At 47.1% G+C, this 23612-nt stretch carries 23 protein-coding genes; 18 read left to right on the forward strand and 5 right to left on the reverse strand.

What is annotated here, in order from left to right; translation table 11 throughout:
* Positions 1–89: 89 nt before the first annotated feature.
* The 9 genes from LG211_RS12795 (at position 90) to LG211_RS12835 (ending at position 8994) form a co-directional block, all read left to right on the forward strand.
* The gene (locus LG211_RS12795) at positions 90–1703 is read left to right on the forward strand and encodes a recombinase family protein (RefSeq protein ID WP_269477689.1); all 1614 of its coding nucleotides are present in this window, start codon (positions 90–92) and stop codon (positions 1701–1703) included.
* A complete protein-coding gene (locus LG211_RS12800; RefSeq protein ID WP_269477690.1) occupies positions 1690–1914 on the forward strand; it encodes a Fic family protein in 225 nt (74 codons plus the stop codon). Before LG211_RS12795 ends, LG211_RS12800 begins: the two co-directional genes overlap by 14 nt.
* Before the next feature lie 85 nt (positions 1915–1999).
* Positions 2000–3394 carry a sigma-54 interaction domain-containing protein gene (locus LG211_RS12805; protein ID WP_269477691.1) on the forward strand — a complete coding sequence of 465 codons (1395 nt, stop codon included), beginning with the start codon at positions 2000–2002 and terminating at the stop codon, positions 3392–3394.
* A 264-nt stretch (positions 3395–3658) separates the two neighbouring features.
* On the forward strand, positions 3659–4606 hold the full coding sequence (speB, locus tag LG211_RS12810) for an agmatinase (RefSeq protein WP_148395744.1): 948 nt from the start codon (positions 3659–3661) through the stop codon (positions 4604–4606).
* Between the two features lie 17 nt (positions 4607–4623).
* Positions 4624–5370, forward strand: a complete 747-nt coding sequence (locus LG211_RS12815; RefSeq protein ID WP_253019785.1) for a creatininase — start codon at positions 4624–4626, stop codon at positions 5368–5370.
* A 12-nt stretch (positions 5371–5382) separates the two neighbouring features.
* Complete coding sequence (locus tag LG211_RS12820; protein ID WP_148395743.1) at positions 5383–6822, forward strand: APC family permease; 1440 nt, start codon at positions 5383–5385, stop codon at positions 6820–6822.
* Positions 6809–7450: an SDR family NAD(P)-dependent oxidoreductase gene (locus tag LG211_RS12825; protein ID WP_269477692.1), complete on the forward strand. Its 642-nt coding sequence runs from the start codon at positions 6809–6811 to the stop codon at positions 7448–7450. Before LG211_RS12820 ends, LG211_RS12825 begins: the two co-directional genes overlap by 14 nt.
* Positions 7440–8219: an SDR family NAD(P)-dependent oxidoreductase gene (locus LG211_RS12830; RefSeq protein WP_253019783.1), complete on the forward strand. Its 780-nt coding sequence runs from the start codon at positions 7440–7442 to the stop codon at positions 8217–8219. The genes LG211_RS12825 and LG211_RS12830 overlap by 11 nt, the downstream gene beginning before the upstream one ends.
* A 16-nt stretch (positions 8220–8235) precedes the next feature.
* Positions 8236–8994: an SDR family NAD(P)-dependent oxidoreductase gene (locus tag LG211_RS12835; protein WP_148395740.1), complete on the forward strand. Its 759-nt coding sequence runs from the start codon at positions 8236–8238 to the stop codon at positions 8992–8994.
* A gap of 202 nt (positions 8995–9196) precedes the next feature.
* Here LG211_RS12835 and LG211_RS12840 read toward each other — a convergent pair whose 3' ends face one another.
* Genes LG211_RS12840 through LG211_RS12855 form a run of 4 tightly spaced genes read right to left on the reverse strand, consistent with a single transcriptional unit; the run spans position 9197 to position 12183 of the window.
* Positions 9197–9958, reverse strand: a complete 762-nt coding sequence (locus LG211_RS12840; RefSeq protein WP_253019782.1) for an ABC transporter permease — start codon at positions 9956–9958, stop codon at positions 9197–9199.
* Positions 9955–10872 carry an ABC transporter ATP-binding protein gene (locus LG211_RS12845; protein ID WP_148395738.1) on the reverse strand — a complete coding sequence of 306 codons (918 nt, stop codon included), beginning with the start codon at positions 10870–10872 and terminating at the stop codon, positions 9955–9957. The genes LG211_RS12840 and LG211_RS12845 overlap by 4 nt, the downstream gene beginning before the upstream one ends.
* Positions 10872–11072 carry a PLDc N-terminal domain-containing protein gene (locus tag LG211_RS12850; protein ID WP_269477693.1) on the reverse strand — a complete coding sequence of 67 codons (201 nt, stop codon included), beginning with the start codon at positions 11070–11072 and terminating at the stop codon, positions 10872–10874. Before LG211_RS12850 ends, LG211_RS12845 begins: the two co-directional genes overlap by 1 nt.
* Before the next feature lies 1 nt (position 11073).
* A complete protein-coding gene (locus LG211_RS12855; protein WP_269477694.1) occupies positions 11074–12183 on the reverse strand; it encodes a helix-turn-helix domain-containing protein in 1110 nt (369 codons plus the stop codon).
* Between the two features lie 102 nt (positions 12184–12285).
* Here LG211_RS12855 and LG211_RS12860 point away from each other — a divergent pair, with 102 nt between their 5' ends.
* Entirely contained in the window at positions 12286–12606 is a 321-nt protein-coding gene (locus LG211_RS12860; protein ID WP_253019780.1) for a DUF3990 domain-containing protein, read from the forward strand.
* A 136-nt stretch (positions 12607–12742) separates the two neighbouring features.
* A complete protein-coding gene (locus LG211_RS12865; protein ID WP_148395735.1) occupies positions 12743–13951 on the forward strand; it encodes a metallophosphoesterase in 1209 nt (402 codons plus the stop codon).
* A 6-nt stretch (positions 13952–13957) separates the two neighbouring features.
* Here the strand turns inward: LG211_RS12865 and LG211_RS12870 are convergent, their stop codons facing one another.
* The gene (locus LG211_RS12870; RefSeq protein WP_148395734.1) at positions 13958–14206 is read right to left on the reverse strand and encodes a YlmC/YmxH family sporulation protein; all 249 of its coding nucleotides are present in this window, start codon (positions 14204–14206) and stop codon (positions 13958–13960) included.
* Positions 14207–14266: 60 nt separating this feature from the next.
* Here LG211_RS12870 and LG211_RS12875 point away from each other — a divergent pair, with 60 nt between their 5' ends.
* The 7 genes from LG211_RS12875 (at position 14267) to LG211_RS12905 (ending at position 23549) form a co-directional block, all read left to right on the forward strand.
* Positions 14267–14959: a ClpP family protease gene (locus tag LG211_RS12875; protein WP_148395733.1), complete on the forward strand. Its 693-nt coding sequence runs from the start codon at positions 14267–14269 to the stop codon at positions 14957–14959.
* Between the two features lie 73 nt (positions 14960–15032).
* Complete coding sequence (locus LG211_RS12880) at positions 15033–16136, forward strand: P-loop NTPase family protein (protein WP_148395732.1); 1104 nt, start codon at positions 15033–15035, stop codon at positions 16134–16136.
* 110 nt (positions 16137–16246) lie between these two features.
* Positions 16247–17938 carry a Na/Pi cotransporter family protein gene (locus LG211_RS12885; protein WP_336246066.1) on the forward strand — a complete coding sequence of 564 codons (1692 nt, stop codon included), beginning with the start codon at positions 16247–16249 and terminating at the stop codon, positions 17936–17938.
* A gap of 43 nt (positions 17939–17981) precedes the next feature.
* On the forward strand, positions 17982–18671 hold the full coding sequence (locus LG211_RS12890) for a response regulator transcription factor (RefSeq protein ID WP_148395731.1): 690 nt from the start codon (positions 17982–17984) through the stop codon (positions 18669–18671).
* A complete protein-coding gene (locus LG211_RS12895) occupies positions 18668–19609 on the forward strand; it encodes a sensor histidine kinase (RefSeq protein ID WP_269477695.1) in 942 nt (313 codons plus the stop codon). The genes LG211_RS12890 and LG211_RS12895 overlap by 4 nt, the downstream gene beginning before the upstream one ends.
* A gap of 8 nt (positions 19610–19617) precedes the next feature.
* A complete protein-coding gene (locus tag LG211_RS12900; RefSeq protein ID WP_269477696.1) occupies positions 19618–21927 on the forward strand; it encodes a monovalent cation:proton antiporter family protein in 2310 nt (769 codons plus the stop codon).
* A 143-nt stretch (positions 21928–22070) separates the two neighbouring features.
* Positions 22071–23549 carry a DUF1538 domain-containing protein gene (locus LG211_RS12905; protein WP_148395728.1) on the forward strand — a complete coding sequence of 493 codons (1479 nt, stop codon included), beginning with the start codon at positions 22071–22073 and terminating at the stop codon, positions 23547–23549.
* The last annotated feature ends 63 nt before the right edge of the window (positions 23550–23612 follow it).

Genomic DNA, 23612 nt, shown 5'->3' on the forward strand with positions numbered 1-23612 from the left:
ATAACGCAGCAAATGGCTGAAAAAAGTTTGGAAACATGGTATAATCATAGAGTACAGAGTAGTTTGTTTGCTGTTGGAAAGGAGCAGAAATGTTAAAACAGCAGACAAAACTTCCAGTTAGATTATATGCACGTTTATCCAAAGATGACGGGGATGCTGATAAGGAAAGCAACAGCATTACCAATCAGTTGCAGATGTTAAGGTATCACGCAAAGGAAAAAGGCTTTGAAGTGATTGGCGAATATGTGGACGACGGAATTTCCGGTACGACCTTTGATCGGCCAGACCTGAACCGTATGATTAAGGATGCTATGGAAGATACAAGGCCAACCGGTATCATGGTTAAGGATATGTCGCGTTTCGGGCGAAATAATGCCATGTTCATGTACTATGTGGAAGAAATCTTCCCCAACAATGACATTTTGTTTATTGCCCTGAATGACGACGTTGACACAAGATTCGATGAAAACGAAATGATGCCGTTCAAATCCATTATGAATGAGTATTATGCCCGTGACACATCAAAGAAAATCCGCAGCGTCAAGAAAACAATGGCTTTGAATGGCGGGTTTTGCGGTTCCTTTGCCCCATATGGTTATATGGTCGATCCAAAGAACAAACGTCAGTTACTGGTTGACCCGGAAACAGCGCCCACCGTCAAGCATATTTTTGAATTATCGAAGCAAGGAAACAGTGTACATCAGATTGCGAGGGCACTATGTGAGGATGGAATCTTAATCCCGCGAGCGTACAGGGCAATGAAGAACGGAACACTGGACACAAGCACCGGATTCAAGTTCCCGACAGACTGGGTAGGAAAAAATGTAAAAATGATTTTGGAGAACCAAGTGTACCTGGGTCACATGGTGTCCCATAAAACACAGACAAAATCATTTAAGAACAAAAAACTGGTATCGGTTCCTAAAGAGGAATGGATCATAGTCCGAAATACCCATGAAGCTATCGTAGACGAGGAAACCTTTGAACTGGTACAGAAATTTATCAGCGTGAAGAAACGGCCCAACAAGACAGGACGCCCTAATATGTTTGTAGGACTTGTGAAATGCCCAGATTGCGGCCGCAATATGGCGTTTTCCAATCCCAATGGAAGGGAGCCCCGGTTCCGCTGCAGGACCTATGCGAGAAACAGCAATCTTTGTACGACACATGCAATTTCGTATGACGCATTACAGCAGATTGTTATGGGGGATATTCAGAAACACATTAAGAGCATGGAAGCCCTGGGCGATCAGTTCATCGAAGAAATGCACGAATTGAGCGAAAAAGGCGGCGGCCAGAAAATCAAGCAATTCAGGCAGGACTTGGAAATAGCTGAAAAACGGATTGCGGAAATTGACAGTGTAATTATGAAGCTCTTTGAGCAGAATGCTTTGGGGAAGATTTCAGATGAACGTTTCGAGAAAATGTCGTCGGCTTATGAGAACGAGCAGAAAGAGCTCACCCAAAAGAGGAATGACTTGAAAGCGAGGATCATAGCCGAGGAAAAGAAAACCCAGAGCACCAATCAATTTTTGGAAACCATACGCAAGTATGAAACTGTAACAGAGCTGAACCGTTCTATGCTGGTAGAATTGATTGATAACATTTATGTGTATCAGGCAGAGGGAACCGGCAAAGATCGTAAGCAAAAAGTAGAAATTAACTATCGTTTTCTTGCGGGGTCTCAATGTGGTATTGCCTGATGGGAATGGAAGAACTGGACGGCTGCTGGTTAACCTTGAACTGATGAAGGCTGGGTATCCGCCTATTGACATCAAGTTTACCGACCGAATTGCTTACTACAATGCCTTTGATGCGTATCATGTGAAAGGTGATCTGTCTGCAATGGAAAAGCTGTTTGCAGGATATGTAAATGAACGTTTGGATACCTATTTAAAAATGCTGCCAGATTGAGAGACCAAGGAAAAAAACCTCAAAACACAAGGCAAAAACGCTTCAGCGATGTGCAGAAAAACTGCGATAGACTGGGAGGTAGGCCGTGAAAGGACTGGATATGGACAAAGAGGTGGAAATTTTAAAAACCGCCTTTGAATCGTCTTACGATGGGATTCATATTTTAGATAACCAGGGAAACACCTTATATATAAATAATGCATGTACCAGAATTGAGGGCATATCGCGGGAAGAGGCGATGACCAAAACCATTAAGGAGCTTGTAGCAAACGGAGTTTACTCGGAATCCGTGACACTAAAAGTTTTGGAAACAAAGGAACCGACCACCATCATACAGACTGCTAAAAACGGAAACCAGCTTTTGTCCACAGGTACTCCCACGTTCAAGGAAGACGGATCGATCGATAAAATCGTGGTCAATTCACGGGATATTACCGATCTCAATGAACTAAAACGAGAATTATCAGTAAAGGAAGAGCTGGCAAAACAGTATCAGATCGAGTTGGAGTTACTGAAACAGCAGCATGGCAAGCAGCCGGATTTCATCGCCAAAAGCCCGGCCATGCAGAAGATTATCCGCCTGGCCTTAAATGTGGCTAAAGTCGATTCGACGGTGCTCATTACAGGGGAATCGGGCGTAGGCAAGGGCCTTTTGGCCGAGTTCATTCACAATAACAGCAATTGCGCCCAGGGCCCTTTTATCAAAATCGATTGCAGCAGCATCCCAGAATCCCTGTTTGAATCAGAGCTGTTCGGCTACGAAAAGGGAGCCTTCACAGGAGCGGAAAAAACAGGAAAAGCCGGGCTGCTGGAACTGGCCAACGGAGGTACGGTGTTTTTGGATGAGATTGGCGAAATGCCGCTGTCCATGCAGCCCAAACTCATGCGGGCCATTCAGCACCGGGAAATTGTTCCCGTGGGAGGAAAGCTGGTAAAGAAACTGGAGCTGCGGATTATTGCCGCAACCAACGTGGAACTGACGCAGAAAGTACGGGATAAAGAATTCCGGGAAGATCTGTATTATCGCCTCAACGTGGTGCCGATCCGCATTCCGGCCCTTCGCGAAAGGCGAGAGGATATATTGCCGCTGACATTACGGCTTACGGAAAAGCTCAACAAACATTACGGATTTTGCAAGCAGCTTACCGAAGAGGTGAAAGATTTGCTGCTGGAATATGAATGGCCGGGAAATATCCGCGAGCTGGAAAACTTGATTGAACGAATTTTGGTCAGTACCCAGGAAGATGTAATCGACGTGAAGTCCCTTCCCGTACATCTTTTGCGGGGAAAGACAGGAGCATTTCCCTTCGACGATATGGGAACGGAGGATTACAAAACCGCTCTGGCAAAATACGACCAACATCTGTTAAAGCTGGCCATTGAAAGGGAAGGGTCGATTCCCAAGGCCGCTGACAGGTTGGGAATTGATGCGACCACCATCCGAAGAAAACTAGACAAATATGAAAATTTACTAAAATAGGGCAAAAATGCACGATTTGCGTGCATTTTTGCATTTTTCCGAAAACGGATAAATTCATTGAAATTAATGGAAAAACAACACAGGAACACAAAAACGATGCAAAACTGCACGTTTTTGTGTTCCTTTTTTATAAACAAAAAAGAAAAGGCGGCGGGAAAACAGCTGATTGCAACTGAATGCGAAATTTTCAATCTATTCAATCAATTGGCATAATACTTGCTGTTTTAATATGGCAACACAACAACTGACTTAAAGGAGGCTATTATGAAAAAGTATGTTCCATTAAATTCTTTGGAGACACCGCGGTTTGCGGAAATCAAAACCTTTATGCGTCTTCCCAATGTTAAGACAACGGAGGACATCGACTATGCAGTCATCGGCGTACCCTTCGACACAGGAACCACCTATCGGCCGGGAGCCAGATTCGGCCCCGCCGCCATCCGAGATATCTCCTCACTGATCAAGCCTTATAACGTGCCTCAGCGGATCAATGTGGTAGATGAACTTTCCGGCGTAGATTACGGAGATGTTTCGGTGATTCCAGGGTTCATTGAAGACACGTACCAGCAAATGGTCCGGGGCCTGATGCCGATTGTCAAAGCCGGCGTCATACCCATCTGCCTGGGAGGGGACCACTCTATTACCCTGGGTGAACTGCGGGCCATCGCAAGCGTCCATGGACCGGTGGCTTTGGTTCATTTCGATTCCCACTTTGACACCATCGATTCATATTTCGGAAAGAAATACAACCACGGAACCGTATTCAAACGGGCTTTGGAGGAAGGGCTGATCGATGTAACCCATTCCATTCAGATCGGTATGCGAGGGACCTTCTATTCGGAAGATGATCTCAACGGTTCCGCGGACCTGGGCTTTGAGGTGATTACCAGCTTTGAGATGCGTGAGCTGGGGCTTGCGGAAGTAATCCGCCGAATTATCGAAAGAGTGGGCGATCATAAGGCCTTCCTGACCTTTGATATTGATTTTGTGGATCCGGCTTATGCGCCGGGAACGGGTACCATTGAGGTGGGAGGGTTCACCAGCGCAGAATCCCTGGATATGGTCCGCAAACTGAAAGGACTGAATTTTGTCGGCTATGACCTGGTGGAAGTTCTGCCGGCCTACGATCCGACCCAGATCACAGCCTTCCTGGCCGCCAATCTGGTCTTTGAATTTATCAGCCTCATTGCTCTGAAAAAGTCGGGCAAGTAGAAAGGAGATGTAAGAAAATGAGCGTATTTATGCAGGAAATGACCTGGCAGGATTTCCAAAAGAAAAAAGAGGAGGCTATCGTAATCTTACCGGTGGGTTCCACAGAGCAGCACGGACCCATGCTGCCGCTGTCGGTAGACGCCATTATTTCCACCGGTTTGGCCGAGATGGTGGCGGAGAAAGTGGATGGAATCGTAGCGCCTCCCATTTGCTACGGATATAAATCAGCGCCTTTATCCGGGGGCGGCCCGCTGTTTCCGGGAACTTTGGATCTCAACGGAGAAACTCTGACATCCCTTGTTTCCGATGTTTGTGAGGAACTGATCCGCGACGGGATCAAAAAAATATTCATTTTGAACGGACACTTTGAAAACGAAGCCTTTATCCTAGAAGCCGTAGATCTGTTGTCCAGAACATACAAAGATGTAACCTTTATCGAAAGCAGCTGGTGGGATCAGATTTCCCAGCCAGTGATGGATCAGGTCTTTGATGAAGTTGAATTTCCAGGATGGGCGCTGGAACACGCAGCCATCGCAGAAACTTCTTTGACCCTGTATTTTCGGCCCGACCTGGTTCACATGGACCGGTTTACAGAGGATGCTCCCGCAAAAGAGCTGGGGTACAGCATTTACCCGGCAGAAAGGTGTCAAGTACCGGCCACCGGACTTTTGGCAACGGCCAGAACCGCTTCCGCCGACAAAGGAAAGCTGATGGCCCGCGACATTGCAGAGAACTACGCAAACATTCTCAGAGAACGTACGTAAGGAGGCACTCTCATGAAAAAAAGTAACCTTCCCTTTGTGGATTCCAAAGAAGATGGAGCACAGCGGAGGCTGGAACAGCTGGGGTATCCCCAGGAGCTGGACCGGAAGCTGTCGGTGTTCGGAAATGTGGTGATGGCTCTTTCCAATGTATCGCCGGTCATGGCCGCTTTCGTTTACGCATTGGCCGCCTTTGCCACAGTGGGCATTGCCACTGGTCCGGCTGCGATCCTGCAGGGAATCAATGTCATTTTAATCGGACTCATATTGGGTGAGCTGGGGTCCATGTATCCGGTATCAGGCGGCCTATATTCGATTGTCAGCTATGTGCTCCCCAAACCCCTGGTCTTTATCGCAGTGTTTACCTTTATGATTCAGGCGTTTATTTATCCGCCGTCCATCGCCATGGGCGTGGCCCAGTACCTGCAGATTCTCTTTCCCCAGCTTCCCCAAGGAGCGTTGGCCTGCAGCGCCATTTCCGCCATAACGCTGATCATCGCTTTACTCATCGGACTTAACAGCATAGTGACCAGCAATCGAGTGGCGAAAATCTTTCTGGCTCTGCAAATGGCTGTCATCTTTGTTTTCCTGTATGTTTGCTTCGCCAACCCGCAGCGATCTCTGGGAGACGTGCTGTTTAACGCGGAAATGCTCAATGAGAGCGGTACGGGAACGGTTCCTGTGACCTTCGCAGCGGTTTTGATGGGAATCGGAATTCTCTGCGCAGCCATCGACGGTTATCCGGCATCCCTGGGCTTTTCAGAGGAAACCAAGGGTTCCTGCAGGAATGTGGGAAAGGCGGTCTTTATTTCAGCGGCTACAACAGCAGTGATCATTGTCGTCGTACTGATTATGGGAATGGTCGCGGCACCCGATCTATTTGCTTTCCTGAGCAATGAATCCCCCCTTCTTTACACGGCGGAATCCTATATGGGAGCCATCGGCGCAACCATCATCAATGCAGGAATCATCATTTCGTCTTTTGGCTGCCTGGTGGTCATCATCAACTATATGGCAAGGGTGCTCTACACGGGAGCACGGGACCGCATCTGGCCGGGAAAAATGAACAGCGCGCTGATGAAGGTTTCCGGAAAAGGAAAGGTGCCGTGGGCAGCTACCATCCTCATCGCAGCAGTTGACTGCATTCTGGTCTTTGCTTCCGATATCGTAACCTTGATTACATTCGGCGGGATGGCAGCAGCGACGGTTTATCTTTTGATCGCAATCGGATCCATCAACAGCAGGCTGAGGGACAAAGAATCGACTCGTCCATTCAAGATGCCGCTGTTTCCCATACCATCCATCATCGTCATTCTGTTTCTGGTGGTGGCGATCACTTCGCAGACGGCAAAGGATCTGGCCATTGTGGGAGGTTTGCTGGCACTGGCGCTGATCTACTATTTTGCCTATATCAGACCGAGAGACCGAAAGGAGGAAAAAGATGAAAACCAATAAATCAATCCTGATTTCAGGATGCGGCGGTAAAGTCGGAGGAGCGGCGGCCCGGTTATTCCGGCAGCGGGGCTGGAACGTCATCGGCCTTGATCTTACTGGGGATTGCCCAAGTGCGGACCGCAGCTATCCATGCGATATGCGGGACTCAAAAGCGGTATTGGAAGTGATCCGGCTCATCGAAGGGGAGCAGCCTTTGGATGCGGTATTTCACAGCGCGGGAGTTACCCTGGAAACCGGATTTGAAGAGACCGATATGAAAGGGTGGCAGCGGGTTATGAAGACCATCTTCGGCGGAGCAGCCAATCTATGCAGAGCAGAGGCGCCCTATATGGTCAAACGGAAATCAGGAAAAATCATTTTACTGGCGCCCGACTATCGCTGGGAAGAACGGGAGTGTATCATGGAGGCTTCGGCCGCCGGCATGCTCCACGGATTTGCCAAATGCTTTGGCGCGGAAGTGGCGGAAGACAATGTGCTGGTCAACGCCTTGGCACCCAATGTTCCCATCGATTTGGCAGCCCTTACGGAAACGGTATTTTACCTTGCGGACCAGGATACATATACGGCAGCGCAAGTAATTTCCATCGGAGGCGCAAAGAAACAGGAGGTGACAAGCGATGAGGTATAAGGAATTGGAAGGAAACGTCGTTTTTATCACCGGCGGAACACAGGGCATCGGTGAAGCGATGGCGCGGGAGTTTGCCCGGGAAAAGGCAAAGGTAATCATCAATGGACGAAGGCTCAATGATAAGGTAAGGCGGGTTGCAGAACAGACGGGAGCCAAAACCGCCATGGGCGATTTACAGGAGCCGGCGGCTGCGGAGAAGGTCATCGAGGAAGCATGCCGACATTACGGAAAGCTGGATGTATTGGTCTGCAACGCGGCCGGTATGAGCATGTCGCCATTTTTAGAGAGCGAAGAAAGCAGTTGGTGGCAGCAGATTAAGATCAATTTGACCGGACATATGGCCTGTATCCGCAAAGCAATCCCTAAGATGCGGCAAAGGGGCGGCGGCACGATCGTTCTCATCAGTTCCTTTTTCGGAACCGTGGGCTGGAACAACGCCACAGGCTACGGCTCTTCCAAATCGGGCATACTGACCATGGGCCAATATCTGGCCAGGGCATATGAAAAGGATAACATCCGAGTCTGTACCATTGTACCAGGGGTGATCGATACGCCTCAGCTCAATGTGGATGCTGACGATCTGGGAATTTCTCTGGATGAAGTCAGAGCGATGTATGCAAAGGATATCGCTATGCAGCGAATCGCCCGTCCCGATGAAATCGCGAGCATGGCCGCTTTTATGGCAACTGAGGCTGGGGGCCGGGCTTTCAGCGGGCGGCATGTGACGGTCAGCGGCGGAGAATATCGCTGCACGCCGTATTATTTATAGAATCGAGGTAAGTAAAATGAGAAAATTGGAAAACAGAGTCGCCGTTATCACCGGCGGCAGCAGGGGAATCGGCAGAGGGATCGCTCTGGCCTTGGCCGCGGAAGGTGCGGACATTGCCTTTTCCTTCCGCAGCAATGAAAAGGCGGCGCAAAAAACCGTAAAGGAGATCGAGGCATACGGTGTAAAGGCGCTGGCTGTTCAGGCGGATGCAGGCAAGGAAGAGGATGTAAAGAGAATGGCTCAATCGGTGAAAGAGGCATTTGGTGGGATCAATATTTTAGTCAACAACGCAGGGACTATCGGTTTGGAAGTGCCGGTTACGGAGATGGAAACCAGCGAATGGGACCGGGTAATCAACACCGATCTGCGGGGCGTGTTCCTCAGCTGCAAGCATTTTATCCCCTTGATTGAAACAGGTCCGGAAAAGCCGGTGGGCAAGATGATCAACATTTCTTCCGAGCTTTCCAAGAAAGGCAGGGCCGGGTACGGTCATTACGCCGCCGCCAAGGGCGCGATCAATTCCTTTACCATGTGTCTGGCGCTGGAGCTGGCTCCCGAGATTCTAGTGAACATCATAGCCCCAGGCCCCATTGAAACGGATATGATTCTGGCGGACATGGAACCGGAATGGGTGGAAAAAGAAAAGGATATTCCGCTGCAAAGGCTGGGAAAAGTGGAAGAAATCAGCGCCGCCGCGGTGCTCCTGGTATCGGATGAAGGAAACTTCTTCTGCGGCCAGTTTGTAAGCCCCAACGGCGGAGCGGTGTTCTTTTAAGAAAGAAAAAATTTAGAAAATCATGTGAAATTTACGCAATTTTCAACGGTTGCGGCCCCTCAGATCGGCTTTGCAGCGTCCAGGCTTCCTTTTTTTCTAAATCAGGTCCCGTAAACCCACAACTTTGCGTAAAAGATGAAAACTTTCAATAAAAGTTTCCCGATTTAAGTCAATAGGCTGCCTGAAGGTGCAATCTTTCCATCTAAATCTGCTTGCGGTTAAAGATGGCGATTGCCGCCAAAAGAAACCCTGCAGCCAGCAGCCCGCAGATGATAAAGGCAGCGGTAAAATCCGATCCGGTCATCTGACCATTGAGCAGCGATACGTTGTCCGATGCCAGCCGGATCGGATTAAATCGTTTTAGATCATAGATCAGATTGAGGAGAAACAGCAAGACAGTAAAACCGCCGGTGAAGAGCAAGGCTCCATAGCCGGACCGAAACAAGACACCGCCCAAAAGGAGCGAGGCGATCAACAAAATTCCAAAGGCCCAAAGGGCGGCAATGGACAGCGGCAGGCGGCTGACAGGATCGCTCCAATAATAGACAGTGTAGCCAAAGGAAACCCCGAAGCATAGCAGATAGGCCGCTGAAAAAGTTACGGCAGCGGAGATGAACTTTGCCAGAATCACACTGCTTCTGGAGAGCCCTTTGGTCAGCATGTTTACCAGAGTTCCGCGGTTCAGCTCACCTGAAAGCATGGTGCTGAACAGGATTACCATGACGATCAGCCCAACCTGCGGCACGTTTTTAAAAAACTGCATCCAGGAGTCGATAGCCGCAGGCTCGGCCAGGGACATGGACATACCCTCAGGGAGGAAAGAACCCATCAGCTCCGGCATTAATTTAGCGGAAAGGGGATTCATGATTCCCAGGAGAAGAAAGACGATCCCCAGAATAATCAATTTGTAAGTCCGAAAGGATTCGCAAAGCTCTTTGCCAGTAAAGGCAATCAATCCATTCATTGTACCACCTCCATAAAAATGCTTTCTAAAGTCGGTTCCTGGATCTCCATTTTGACAGGAAATAAGCTCTTTCCATAAAGAGCGGATAAGACAGCCTGCTTTAGCTCCTTAATCCTGGTACAGCGGATGGTCACAGAAGTGCTCTGAACTTCCATCTGTTCCAAGTAGGGCAGCAAATATGGGGACGAGGTCAGTTCAGAGACCTGGGAAGCCGATGAAAAGCTGACGAAAAGTGCATTTTGAGCCTTTTTTGCTTTGAGCTCATTTAGCTCTCCGCAGAGTGCCAGCCGTCCATGATGGAGGATAGCGATGCGGTCGCATATTTGTTCCGCATCGGATAGAATATGGGTCGAAAAGAGGACGGTTGTCTGCCCTCTGACTTGACTGAGAATATCCAATAGTTCCCGTCTGCCGACTGGATCCAGAGCAGATGTAGGTTCATCACAGATCAACAGTTTTGGCTTTCCAAGCAGTGCCTGAGCAACTCCCAGCCGCTGTTTCATTCCCCTGGAGAAGCCGTGGATTTTTTTCTTAGTATCCTCCAAACCTACCAAATGCAAAAGTTCTTCTGTACGAAGGCGAATTTCCTCTTTCGGAAGCCCGGCTATCTTTCCGCATAGCTTCAGATACTCCGCTGGCCGCATGTATCCGTAAAACTCCGGCACATCGGGCAGGTATCCCACCAGCCGGTTGGTTGGCGTCTGGCCGTAGCAGGCCGTCTCGCCCAGGATTGTAATCTGCCCCTCATCGGCTTTTAATAAACCTAGAATCAATTTCATGGTAGTCGTTTTTCCGGCTCCGTTCTGACCTAAAAATCCGAAAATGGAATGCTCAGGCACAGAAAGAGAAATTCGGTCGAGGACCGTCTGCGCCCCGAACTTCTTTGTCAGCCCGTCGATGCACAGGGTATCCATTATTCATCACCTCTTCCAAAGGCAAAATAGACGACCGGCCCGATGATTTGCACCAGCACCACGATCAGGATCCAGAGAGGGCGGTTTCCGAACCGATAATGGGGATGCCTGAGAACATGTACCAGGGCCACAAGGGCCAAAACGATTTCTAAAACAGCCAGGGGAATGAGAAATGGCATATATTCCGTATAATCGTTCATATCAGTTACCTCCTAAGATTGCTTTCAGTTTTGTGACAATGGTTTGAAACTCCGGAGTATCTGTCAGGATGGACAGCGCCGGGTTTTGTTCAATGTTCTGGATCAAGCTCTTTTTTATTACCTCTTCGCTGCGGGGAGCCTGGTTACCCAGATCAAAATCAGCAAGCCAGGGATCGATGGAATCGAAAAAGGCATCCCCGTGCAGCGTAAAAGGTGCGAAATGCTCACAAACTTTTACATAAAGCTCCAGCATCTGAAGGGCTTTTTCCCGATTTTCCAAGCCGCAGAATGTATGGGCCGCAGTGAGGGCGGATTGGGCCATCACATTGGGATGAAGCCTTTCCAGTTCAAAGAGCTCGGCTACGCCAAGGAGGCGACTTAGGATTTCATCCAGCCGCTCGGGGCTCTGATCGGGCAGGGTAAGGAGCTGGGCCATATTACCTTCCAATGCGATCAAATGCTGATAGATGGCTGCCTGGAGTGCTTCCCGCCCTTGGTCTGTTTTTCCCATCATCAGGTAAGCCTGCGCCATGCACTCGGTTTCCTGGGGAATGGGGCGCAGCGTTTCCCCGAAGAGATGAAGGACTTCCTGAGGCTGGCCCATCATCATATGAGCGGCCGCTTCCACCATTGCCGCATCCTTGGATAAAAAGACATCACCGCTTTCTTCTTTGACCCTGCGGCACAAAGCCAGAGCCTCTTCCAGAACCTCTTTTTGTTTGCCGTGAGGCGCCAGCATGGAATGATTGATATAGAGCACCGCCATTTGCAGCAGCAGAGGGAAACAGCAGTAATACTTGCGGACAATCTGGCTGCATGCCGAATAGGTTTCGTCGAAAGGGCGGGAAGAGAACTGATCGGCCAGTCGGTGGTATTGATTTTTGATTTCCTCTTTGGTCATTTGGGGCGTATAGCCCATCAGATCATCTATGGAAATATTAAAATAGGCCGCCAGCTGGGGCAGGAATGTGATATCCGGATAGCTCTGTCCCGTTTCCCATTTGGAGACGGATGCTTTGGAGACGCCCATGTAGGCCGCCAGTTCATCCTGCGTGATCCCTTTTTCTTTACGTTTGGTTATAATCATTTTTCCAATATTGATTTCTTTCATTTTCATCACCTCTACCTTTATTATACCGGCTGGCAGCAAAGCTACAATCGATTTATAGTTGATTTAAGTTGAAAAAATCAACTTACAGGAAACTCTTGGGCAATGCATAGAATTGTATTTTTGGTGGGCATATGTTATAATTTAACTCTTGACCGGTTTTTCAATGGAGAAATTACTGACCTTGCGCTGGTCAATAGCCTTTCTGCGCTTCAACTTGGTAAACAGTATCTGGCTCTTACGGAGAAAGCTTGCAAAAACATAACCATTCTCGACGAACAGGAGCTGTCTGAAGCTGATCGAAATGAACTGAAACGGGAAAGCGAGACAAACCGTTTGAAAGGTATTGAGATGGCAGAAGAAATCTGCCGAACGTATCGTCGTGAAGGGCGATTTTTTGATGAAATACTAAAGGCCGGTGAATAAAATGGCAGAGCTTACCCTTGAAAAACGCCAGCTTTGTGATATACAAAGCCGCTTATTTGAGCCGGCACAAAAAAATTAATGCGACTGCCCGGAATTTATAGATAAGAATGTGACGAAAGGAATACGGAACTCTAATATGCTGTTTTTTATCTGCTTGATTCTCGTATATCTAGGCTTGAACCTGTTTATTTGGAAGCGGTCTGTCAACTGGCTTCACAATCTGCACGGCATATTTCACGCCAAATGGTTTACCATTCTGTTTACGGCGGTTCATATCCTGCTGGCAGTTTCGCCAGCCGCCTACGCGCTGTTCAGCAATGCGGCCATCAAGTTCGCGATTAAATATATCAGTAACATCTGGATCGGGATTTTCATTTATGCGATGTTCTTCATGGTCCTTTCCCTTCTGGTGACAGTGGCAGGGCGGCTGGCCAGGAGGATTAAAAAGGGCGATCCGCTCAGACGACGGTTTGTAGTAATCCGGGGAGCGGTTGTTGCCGTATTGATCATCGGATTTAGTACATATGGAATGGTTCATGTGGGAAACATAAAGACCAGCACCTATGATATTACCGTCAATAAAGCCTGCGCGGCAGGAAATGAGCTGAAAGTGGTTCTGATTGCGGATATGCATATGGGATACAGCATCGGCGAGGAGCAGATGACAAAGATGGTGCGGCGAATCAATGATCAGAATCCCGACCTTGTCTGCATTGCAGGAGATATCTTTGACAACGATTACAGCGCTTTGCAAAACCCGGACAAGCTGATCGAAATTTACCGCTCCATAAAAAGTAAATACGGTGTATATGCCTGTTACGGCAATCATGATGTGGTTGAAAATTTAGTTGGCGGGTTCACCGTGCCTTTTGGCGATGTTCAAAAAAATGAGACTGAAATGAATGATTTTCTGGAGAAGGCAAATATCAAATTATTACAGGATCAAACCCAGCTCGTGGACCAGGCCTTTTATGTCATCGGCCGGAGGGATTATTCAAAGCCTGGAACAGAAAACGGATCGCGCAAATCGATCAAAGACCTGATGGAAGGGGTGGATCGGACAAAGCCGGTGCTTTTGATTGATCATCAGCCAAAGGATTTGCAGGAAGTCGCAGACGCAGGAGTGGATGTGGACTTGTCCGGGCATACCCATGACGGACAGATTTTCCCCGGTAATCTGACAATCCGCCTGCTATGGGAAAATGCCTGCGGATATTTGAAAAAGGATAATATGCATTCCATCGTTACTTCGGGCGTGGGAATTTGGGGACCTGCCATGCGGGTGGGTACCGATAGTGAAATCGCGGTTATCAATATAAATTTCAAACAAAAGACGACTGACTGACAGCTTTCAGTCGTCTTCTTCTGATTTGAAGATAATCATGTCTTCACCGATCTTGACAATACTGTTCCAAGGCAGCTGGATCCATTGTTCAGAAGAGGCCTTGAACGGTCCCTTGCTTTGATAACTGGGAATTAGAACTGCTTTTATGACGCCTGTCTTTCGCTCAAAGAGCATTTCCGTATCCCATAACTGCCCGTGGCTGCTTCCTTTTGATAAATCTACGATTTCTTTACTTCCGATCTCGCTAAGCCGCATAATGACCTCCTAAAGCGTAAATACTACATGTTATAAATCTATTAGATAAAGGAGCGAATTATGAATAAAGATAATGAAAAGAGCCTGCCATCAGAAGAAGATAAAAGCAAAGACATCATAAAAGAATTGGGCCTTTTAGCAACTGGGACAGATTTTGAAAGCGATATTCAATATATCAATATCATTGGCAGCGTAGAAGGACACATGGTGCTGCCGGCAGAAAACAAGACCACCAAGTATGAGCATCTGATTCCGCAGCTGGTGGCAGTGGAAGAGAATCCAAAATTAAAAGGGCTGTTAATCATTCTAAATACCGTAGGAGGAGATGTTGAGGCGGGGCTGGCTCTGTCTGAAATGATTTCAACCCTCTCCAAGCCGACGGTGTCGTTGGTACTGGGCGGAGGCCATAGTATTGGCATTCCTTTGGCAACATCGACAGATTACTCGTTCATTGCACAAACAGCAACCATGACTCTGCATCCGATCCGCACCAACGGTTTGGTTATTACAGCAGAAACGACCTTTGATTATCTGCGCAAAACTCAGGACCGAGTGATTAATTTCATCGAAAACCATTCCAAGGCTGACCGGGATACCATTACCAAGCTGATGAACCGTACGGACAACATGCCCAATGACGTGGGAACCATCCTTTTCGGACACGAGGCTGTGGAGATCGGAATTATCGATGAAGTGGGCGGTCTGAGCCAGGCTCTTAAAAAATTGAGAAGTGAAATTGAAAAAAATGATTGACAATTATTTACATTTTCGGTATGATAAACAATAAGGAAAATATTTACAAATAGAAATAAGAGGAATATCGATCATGGAAAATATTAAACTGGCAATCGTAACCAAGGACCGGGATTACGGGAGAGCGCTGAGTCTAGCGCTGGTGGACGCATACAAAACCTTTACGATCACTTTATATCAAAGTGATCCCTTACATAATCAACTGGAAAGCTTTGACTTGGTTCTGATGGATTCGGAAGAAGGGATCGGCGGAAAATTTATCGGCCTGGCGGAAAAGCCTTCTCTGGCCGACCGAGATTATGAGAAAAAAGCCTTTTCCCTTTACAAATACACCAATGTCCGCCAACTTGCGGGGGAGCTGCTGTTTATTTACAGTTTTCTAACAGGACGCAAGGCAGTGCCCATTAAAAACCACAGTGTAAAGGTAATTGCCTTCGGAGCAGCGGAGGGCGGGGCCGGATGCACCAGTGCAGCCATGGCATTGGCCCAGGAACTGAAACGGTTTCACGGAAAGCGAGTCTTGTATCTGAGTCTTGAAGAATTGGAATCAACATTGGAATTTATGCAGCCTTTTCCAGAGGGAAAAAGCATCAGCGAATACCTCTATTATCTGTTCAATGATGATGCCGGGCAGCGAATGCCTTTTATTGAAAGTTTTCTAGTATTTGATGATTACGGGGTAGACGGTTTTTTGCCTGCGCCCGGACGCAATCTGCTTAAAGGGCTGAATGGAGAAGAAATGCAATCCTTCATCGGTGCAATCATGGATACGGGCCGGTATGATTTTTTAATCATTGATGTTGGATGTGATCTGGGAAAAAGTGCCCTCTGCACCTATGAGCTGGCGAACCACATTTGCCTGGTTTCCCTGCGGCCGCAAAGCTGTTATAAAGAAGAGCGGATGCTGGAATACTTGACTTTTTTAAAAGGTGAGCTAATCATAGACCGTATGGCTAAAATTCTGAATCGGGCGGCGCCTTCCTCCATAGAAGAGGCTGACGCTGAACCTGAAAACAAATCTCATGATGAGGAGCTTCTGACAACGGCGGCAGTCCTGCCGTTTGATCCTGCGAGCTTTACCCTTCGAGAAGGTATCCGCAAAATCAGCCTGGATAGCCCATACGGCAGCGGAATCAAAAAATTGACAGACGCAATTTTAAACAATGCTCTCGTTTAACATTCGATTACTTAACATAGATTTAACAATCGCTTAACATACTTCTGCTTTTTTACATAACCTTAACCTTTATAATAAACTTATCTAATTATGTTTATAAAAGGAGAAAAATGATGAATGCAGAAGTATTCCAGATGATCATTACCCTGCTTGGCGGCCTCGCCATGTTCATTTATGGTATGAACTTGATGAGCGATGGTCTGCAGAAAGCGGCAGGCGAGAAGATGCAGAAAATTTTAGCCCTTCTTACCAGAAATCCCGTGTTGGGCGTTCTTGCCGGTGCCCTTTGTACAGCGGTTCTGCAGAGCAGCAGTGCTACTACGGTTATGGTTCTTGGATTCGTCAGTGCGGGCCTAATGAAGCTGCCTCAGGCGATCAGCATTATTTTAGGAGCCAATATTGGTACAACCATTACTGCACAGTTGATTGCTTTTAAGATCGGCGACTATGCGTGGCTGTTCGTGGCTATTGGTTTTGTACTTTATTTCTTTTTAAAGCAAGAAAAAGTGATCAGCATAGGTCAGACTCTTTTTGCCTTCGGACTTCTCTTCGTAGGTATTAATATCATGGGGGAAACAATGAAGCCTTTGGCAGGCTCGCAGTTTTTCGTGGATCTGATGATGCAGGTGCAGGACATTCCGGTTCTAGGTGTTCTGCTGGGAACGATTATGACGGTTGTAGTACAGAGCAGTTCAGCCACCATCGCAGTACTTCAGAATCTGGCTTCAACAGCAGGGCCGGATGGAATCAGCAGCATTATCGGCTTGCAGGGAGCTTTGCCCATTCTCTTTGGTGACAACATCGGTACGACGATCACGGCCCTTCTAGCGTCAATCGGCGCTTCCGTAAACGCCAAGCGTACAGCGGCGGCCCATGTGATTTTTAATATGACAGGTACCTTTATTTTTATCTGGTTTATCCCTTGGTATGCAAAGTTCATACAGATTATTTCGCCCAGCGGTCCGGAGGTAGCAGTGATCGCACGGCAGATTGCCAATGCGCACATGTGTTTTAATATTTTCAATACCATTCTCTTCCTGCCTCTGATCGGCATACTGGTCAAAGTGGTGACCAAGCTGGTTCCGGGAAAAGACTCCGACCGGCTGCCTTCAGAGCCGATTTACTTGGATTATAATGTGCTGGAAAGACCTTTTGCGGCCATCCATTTGGCGAAAAAAGAGCTTTCCAGACTGGCGGGATTTGCGGCCGGTATGATTGTTTCCTCCAAAAAAGCGTTCCTGGGCAATGATCTGACGGCAGTAAAAGAAGTTTTAGATATGGAAGATGCGGTTAACGAGCTGCAGAAGAAAACGGTCAGCTATCTGGCCTCCATATCCTCTGCGGAAACGCTGACAGAAAAACAAGCCAGTCAGGTATCGGGGCTGATGCATGTAGCAGCCGATATTGAACATGTAGGCGATTATTGTGAAAACATCGCAGTCTTTGCCAGAGAAAAGACTAAGAACAAATACGAATTTTCCGACTCGGCCTGTGCGGAAATTTATGAATGCTTTGATCATGCGGGGCGAATGATGCGGGACAGTATTCAGGCCCTGGAAACGGGTGATCACGGTTTGGCCGACGATGTGAAAGAACAGGAAAAAGAGTTGAATCATATTGAGGTGCTTTTGCGTAAACAGCATATGAAACGGCTCAATGAAAAGACCTGCTCTCCGGAATTTACAGTAATTTATACAGATGTAATTCATAACATTGAACGAATCGGCGATTGCTGTGATAATATTGCCAATGCCGTTTTGGATAATGTAGATTTTAAGGCTATGGATGAAGCTGCAAATTGAAGCTGCGGCTAAAGTATGGTAAAATAGAACAAGGTGGTAAAACATGAAAAAAATCCTGATCATTGAAGATGAGCCCAATATTCGCGAGCTGGTGCTCTATAACCTAAAAGCAAACGGATACGAAGGCATTGAAGCAGAGGACGGTTATATGGGCGTGACCATGGTTCATAAGGAAAAACCGGATTTGATTCTTCTGGACATCATGCTGCCGGGAAAAAACGGCTATGATATCTGTAAAGAGCTTCGCGAGGAAGGGAATGAAACCCCAATTATCATGCTGACAGCCAAGACAGAAGAGATCGATAAAGTGCTGGGTCTGGAATTTGGAGCGGATGATTACATATCAAAACCCTTTGGTATTCGGGAGCTGATGGCTAGAATCAAAGCTGTGCTCAGACGTTATGATCATACCCACGAGGATTTGCCGCCTGGTGAACATATCCTGAGAATCGATGAGCTTGAGATCAATATTGAGCGGCATCAGGTTAAGGTCGGCGATCGGCTTGTGGATCTGACGCTGAAAGAATTCGAACTGCTTTGCTATCTGGCCGAAAACAGAGGGCATGTACTGACAAGAGACCAGCTTTTGGATAAAGTATGGGGAATTGAATATGCCGGGGAGACCAGGACAGTTGATGTGCATATCCGTTATCTGAGAAAAAAACTTGGGCAGGGCGGAGACGAAGAAAAACATATTGAAACCATCAGAGGCAAAGGATATAAAATAAAATGAAAAACAAATTTTTAGCAGCTGCTGTAGAAATTGTCGGTTTTAATCTGCTGGCGTTATTTCTGGTGTATAAGCTCTATATTCTGCCCAGGCTGGCAGTTGTTTCTGACGGCGGCCCGGTAGAAACCGGGCTGATGATCTTTGTCGGCATTTATTTGGCTGGAATGATTGTGATCGGGTTTCACATATATATAACCATGATAAAGCCAGCGGCAAAGGCCCAGAAAGAATTGAAAAAGGCGGCTGAAGAAAGCAAAAAAGCTGAAATTATTCGAAAAGAGTTCGTGGCCAATGTCAGCCACGAATTGAAAACTCCCCTTACATCTATTTTTGGATTTATCGATACTCTGCAGCAGGGTGCGGCGGAGGATCCGGAGATAAGAACAAAATTTATCGATATTATTGCCATTGAAACGGCCAGATTAAAACGTTTAATCGAGGACCTGCTGGTTCTGTCGGATATTGAAAATAAGAAAGAGTCGGCCGATGCAAAAGAATTCTGCGTGAAAACGGTTCTGGAAAGGACGGTGGAAGCGCTGGAGCCCATCGCCGAGGATAAAGAGGTTCGGCTGATCACAGAATATGACGAAGATGCGTGGATCTATGGGAGCCCGGATCGTTTTCGTCAAATGATGGTAAACTTGATCGAAAACGCAATCAAATATTCCGAACCGGGCGGACGGGTTTGGGTCATCGTGCGGCTCACGGAAGAAAAGGTCCAGGTGGCGGTCAAAGACGAAGGAATCGGAATCGCCAAAGAACATTTGGAGCGCTTGTTCGAACGTTTTTATCGGGTCGATAAATCCAGATCCACAAAGGCCGGAGGAACCGGCCTGGGATTGTCTATTGTCAAACATATCGCGGCGTTATTTGGTGCGGAATTGAACGTGGAAAGCGAAGTAGGGGAGGGGAGTACATTTTATGTGACGTTTGAAAGGTAGGACGATAAATGGAGCAACTGGATTATTTGATAAGCGACCTGGCCCTGATTTTGGTGGTTGCCGGAATCATGACTTTGATTTTTAAAAAACTCAAACAGCCGGTGGTTTTAGCTTATATTATCGCCGGATTTTTGATCAGCCCCAACTTTCGATATTTACCTACGGTGGTGGATGTGGAGGACATACATGTCTGGGCCAATATCGGCAGCGTGTTCCTAATGTTCGGTTTGGGGCTGGAATTCAGTTTTAAAAAGATCGCCACAGTCGGGGGCAGCGCATTTGTCACGGCCATGACCGTAATGATGGCAATGATTTTAATCGGCTATACGGCCGGACAGCTTTTAGGCTGGGCCAAAATGGACAGTGTATTTCTTGGAGGTATGCTCTCCATGTCCTCAACCATGATCATTTTAAAAGCTTATGAGGAATACAAACTAAAAAAGGAAAAATTTGCCCAACTGGTATTGGGAACTTTGGTTCTGGAGGATATCGGGGGCATTTTTATGATGATTATTCTTTCCACGGTGGCCGTAGGGCAGAGCACCTCCGGGCTGGGGCTGTTCAAAGATATCGGAATGCTTATCCTGTGCCTGATGATCTGGCTGGTGCTGGGAATTTATTTGATCCCGACCTTTCTTAAAAAAGTATCCGACCATATCAGCGACGAGCTGCTGTTAATCATCTCCATCGCTTTATGTCTAGGCATGGTGGTGATCGCCAATTTGATCGGCTTTTCTTCAGCGCTGGGCGCCTTTCTGGCCGGCTCCATCTTGGCGGGAACCCTTCAAGCAAAAAGGATCGAAAAGCTGGTCAAACCGATCAAAGATCTCTTTGGTGCGGTCTTTTTCGTGTCCGTGGGAATGATGATTGAACCACAGCTTTTGATTGAGTATCTGGGCCCTATTTTAATCATTACCGTCGTCACCATTCTGGGACAGATGACCTTTGCCACCCTGGGAATTCTCTTTTCCGGTCAATCGCTTCATACCGCTATTCGAGGGGGATTCAGCATGGTCCAGATCGGAGAATTTTCTTTTATCGTGGCTACGCTGGGCATGAATCTGGGCGTAACCAGTGACTTCCTCTATCCGATTGTGGTCTGCGTTTCCGTGATTACCACCTTCACGACACCGATTTTTATCAAACATTCGGAAAAAGTTTATGATTTCGCAAAACATCACTTGTCTCCCAAGCTCTACAAGTTTCTCAACCGCCATACGTCGGAACAGCAAAGCACTGCTGACAAAGACTGGGATTGGCAGCGCTATATTATTAAGTTTTTTATACGGTCCAGCATCTGTACAGCTGGTATCTTTGTGGTTTACATTGGAGGAACTCGTTTTCTTCAAGGATTTGTGCAGCAATATATCCAGGGTTTGGCGGCAAATATTCTTACAGCTGTGGTCACTTGCATATTCATGATCCCGCTCATCAGTATCATGTGCTCAAAAAAAAGCGTTCTATATACGAAGCTGTGGCTGAAGAATCAGGCCAATCGGATGCCGCTGCTGGCATTCACGGGTGTACGGATCATCATTTCTTGTGGATTTATTGTCATGACCTTGAGGGTGCTTTTGCGCCTGCCATATATTCTGCTGGCGGTTCTTTCTTTTGCCGTTATCGTCTTTATCATCAAATCAGATTACATTAAAGGTAAAACGTTAAAGATGGAAATGCGGTTTGTCGAGAATTTTTATGAGACAACCTTGGTAAGGCAGAAAAAAGAGCGGGGAATCAAGGGAGAATATCATTGGCTGGATGAATCCTTTTATGTGGTTGAATTTAAGGTCACCCAAACCATTAAACAAAATACAATCCTCGAATTCTGCCAGAGTCGTTTTTTCCATGTAACGATTATCAAAATTATCCGCGATGGAAAGCACTTCAACATGCCCAACGGAAAATTCCGCGTTATTGAAGGCGATATCATTCATGCCATCGGTACCAAAAATGAAATAGAATCCTGTATTCTCATGTTGGAAAAGGCCGATCATATCCAAGAACCTCAGGAGCCGATGGTTACGCTGCGGGAATATATATACGGACAGATATTCTACGAAATCGAACCGGAAAAGCAGATTATCTGCTGTCCGATTCAAGTGGAAAAAGACTCCATATTAATTAAAAAATCCATTAAAAATTCTGGGTTCCGGCCCAAGTATAAAGGATATATTCTGGGGATTGAACGGGGCATGCTGCCCATTGTCAACCCGGATATTGATATGGTCATCGAAGAAGGGGATCTGCTATGGGTAATCGGTACACAGAAGATGGCCAATAGTTTATTGAAAGCGGACTTTTTGGATGAAGAAGAATAGCAAATGTGAGAAAAATCCCAGCAAGACATTATAATCTTGCTGGGATTTTTAAATTAATTTGCTAAATACACAAATCTATGTTATAATATTCGAACAATTCGTTACTTCTTTCTTATATATATGATATGAAAGGCGGGATGTGTTTGAATGTATTGATCGAAAAATTAAAAGAAGTGCTGATATCTGTTCTACCTATAACCGTTATTGTCCTTGTTTTAAATTTTACTCTGACCCCAATGCCAGGCAGCATGGTCATTCGTTTTCTGATCGGCGCGGCCCTTCTGATCGCCGGCCTTGCTATCTTTCTCATAGGCGTTGATTTGGGGATTACTCCAATTGGGAATCTGATGGGTTCCGTTATTACCAAAAGTGGAAAAGTGATCATTGTCGTGGCAGCCGGCCTTGCTTTGGGATTTTTTATCTCTGTAGCTGAGCCGGACCTGCATATTCTTGCAAATCAAGTGGATCGTGTGACCGATGGCGTCATATCGAAATTCTCCATCGTCCTTGTGGTATCCGTCGGCATTGCGGTCATGCTCAGCTTGGGACTGGCGAGAATCGTAAAGGGCATTTCCCTTTACAAACTGCTCATGGTTTTGTATTTGGCTATATTTGGCCTTGCGATTTTTACATCCAAGGAATTTTTAGCCATATCCTTTGATGCTTCCGGCGCTACAACCGGTGCCATGACGGTGCCTTTTATCATAGCCCTTGCGATCAGTGTCTCTTCTTTGAAAAAAGGCGCTCAGACCTCGGAAAACGACGGTTTCGGTTTGGTAGCCATCGCATCCACCGGAGCGATTCTGGCGGTTATGATTATGAACATAATCTTTGGTATCGATGAAATTCATGGAAGTATCAGCCTTGTCCATGACGAAGATCTTTCCCTCATAGGGCCTTTTCTTGAAGAATGTTCGGTCATTGCGGTGGAAGCAGCCATGGCAGTGGCTCCAATCTTAGCCATCTTCCTCATCTGTAATTTCACCTGCATTAAATTAAAGATGAGAAAGCTGGGAAAGGTTTGCAGCGGCCTTTTGTGCAACTGGATCGGTCTCACCTTGTTTCTAACAGGCGTCAACGCAGGATTTCTCAGCGCAGGAAGTTATATTGGACATTACTTGGCTGAAAATTACAGCAGCTGGCTCCTGATAACGATCGGGTTCGCAGTGGGTTTGGTGACGATTTTGGCTGAACCAGCGGTCCATGTGCTTACTCACCAAATCGCAGATGTCACAGAAGGATATGTGAAGCAAAGCTATGTATTAGGGGCCCTTTCTATCGGAGTGGGCAGCGCAGTAGCCTTATCGGTGGTCCGGATTTTGATTCCCGAGCTGCTCCTGTGGCACTACTTGCTGCCAGGATACGCACTTGCGCTGGGATTGATGTACCTTGTACCCAAGCTCTTTGTGGGGATTGCCTTTGACTCCGGCGGCGTTGCGTCCGGACCGATGACAGCTACCTTTATTCTTACTTTTACCCAAGGAGCAGCTGAATCGATCGATGGGGCAGATGTGATGGTAGAGGGGTTCGGCGTCATTTCCATGGTAGCGCTGACTCCGATCATTGCCCTGCAAGTGCTGGGGCTGGTGTATAAAAGGAAAGCTGCAAAAAAACAGGCATAGATTTTACCGAAAGAAAAACCGGCGGACACCCTATAGGGCGGCTGCCGGTTTTTCTTTTTGGTT

The sequence above is a fragment of the Hominibacterium faecale genome (genome assembly GCF_020734085.1).
GTDB lineage: Bacteria > Bacillota > Clostridia > Peptostreptococcales > Anaerovoracaceae > Hominibacterium > Hominibacterium faecale.